This is a genomic window from Nocardia sp. NPDC060220 (genome assembly GCF_042727815.1).
In the GTDB taxonomy this organism is placed as follows: domain Bacteria; phylum Actinomycetota; class Actinomycetes; order Mycobacteriales; family Mycobacteriaceae; genus Nocardia.
In genome coordinates this window covers 1-1,566 of sequence record NZ_JBHWZY010001215.1, presented here as the reverse complement: position 1 = coordinate 1,566, position 1,566 = coordinate 1, and the positions used below count along the sequence as shown (strand labels likewise).

Here is a 1,566-nt window from a genome sequence, read left to right as displayed (position 1 = left end):
GTCACCGACAGCCGGTGCTTGAGCCGATCGAGCGCCGCCTCGACCTCCTCGAGCTGTTCGATGCTGAGCAGGGTGCGCGAGACGCTGGGCTGGGCGTGTTCACCGTCGAGGACGGCGACCTGATCCGCGGCGAAGCGGGGCATGGGCGAGCCCGGCGTACCGAGGAACTCGCGCCACACCGCCACGGCGGGGGAGTCGGGATCGAGTTCCTCAGCGGCGGCACGCTCGATGACGGCGTAGTCGGCCGGGCTGCCGAAGGTGGCCGAGTCGCGGATCTCGCCGCCGGTGGTGACCGCGGTGTAGAGGGTGCGCAGCTCGAGGATGAGCACGGCCTGGGAATAGGCGTCGAGCACCGAGTGGTCGGCGCCGACCAGGACGGTGAAGTCGCCGGTGTCGTGGGCCACCGTGGCCACCAGCAGATGCGGCCACACCAGTGCCGACAGACGCAATTCCAATGCGTCGCAGAGGTATTCGTTGATCTCGTCGCCGTCGGAGAGATCGGCGACCGGGGCGCCGGTGACTCGAACAGTGCCGGGGGCGGTGGTCACACGGTGGTAGCCGCCGTCGCCGGTGGGGGCGACGGTGGTGCGGAAGCCCTCGTGGCGGTCGTGCCACAGCCGCAGGGTCGTGGCCCAGGCGTCGGCGTCGAGTGGGGCGTCCATCTCGAAGATCGTGCCGATCCAGCGGCCGCGGCCGGGGCGGGCGTCTTCGGGGTCGAGGAACCCGAGGTACTGCTCGTGGACGCTGGCGAGGGGGCGTTCGTCGTCGCGCCAGGCGTCGGGGGAGGTGAGCTCGGGGGTCCAGATCACCAGGTCGCCGGAGCGGATCCGGAATTCGGAGAGATGGGTGTATTCCATGGCGGGTCACCTCATGGGGAGTGCAAGCCGAGAACGGCGCGACGGGGATTCGGTGATCGCGGGCGCGTCACCGGATGTTGCTCTGGATCCCGCACCGGACGTAGCTGGCGAACCCTGGGCTATTCGGAGTCTATAACTCTGAGAGTTTTCTGAAATATTACTTCTTCACAACTGGGCAGTGTGAAGAAGCTCACTTTCATATTTGTTCCGAATCACAACCTAGATCAGGTGCCCCTGGAGTAATGGGGTTTTAGTTCAGATCACCGGGCTGAACTCGGTCAGCACCGTGCCGTGCCGGATGAGGCCCGACAGACCTGGCAGTTCGACCGGTGGCGACCACGTGCGGAAGCCGTCGACACTGTCGCTGAAGAGGTACCGGCCCTCGGTGTAGGCGTCCAGGTAGATGCGGTGCCCACCGTCGGGAAGCCGGACGATCGACTGTCCCTCCCGTGGCCCGCCCCACCCCGCCCAGTCACCGGTGGCGACGAAGCTGTACGGCCCGAGCGGGCGGTCGGCGACGGCGAGTTCGATCAGCTTGGAGTCCTCGTTCTTCACGAACGCGAACAGACGTCCGTCCAGGCGGACCAAGGTGGTGTCGATATGGCCGAGTGAGCCGGGCCCTGCAGGGCCGAGCCCGAGCATCGGCACCGGCGGCGCCCAGACGGTGAGCCCGGCATCGAGCGGGATGAGCAAGTGCGGGGTGAAGCCG

The 1,566-nt window shown here is 67.4% G+C and carries 2 pseudogenes; both read right to left on the bottom strand.

From position 1 onward, the window contains the following. Positions 1-857, bottom strand: a pseudogene (locus ACFWF3_RS35410) (hypothetical protein); the annotation flags it as partial. Positions 858-1,112: 255 nt separating this feature from the next. Continuing rightward, positions 1,113-1,566, bottom strand: a pseudogene (locus tag ACFWF3_RS35405) (hypothetical protein); the annotation flags it as partial.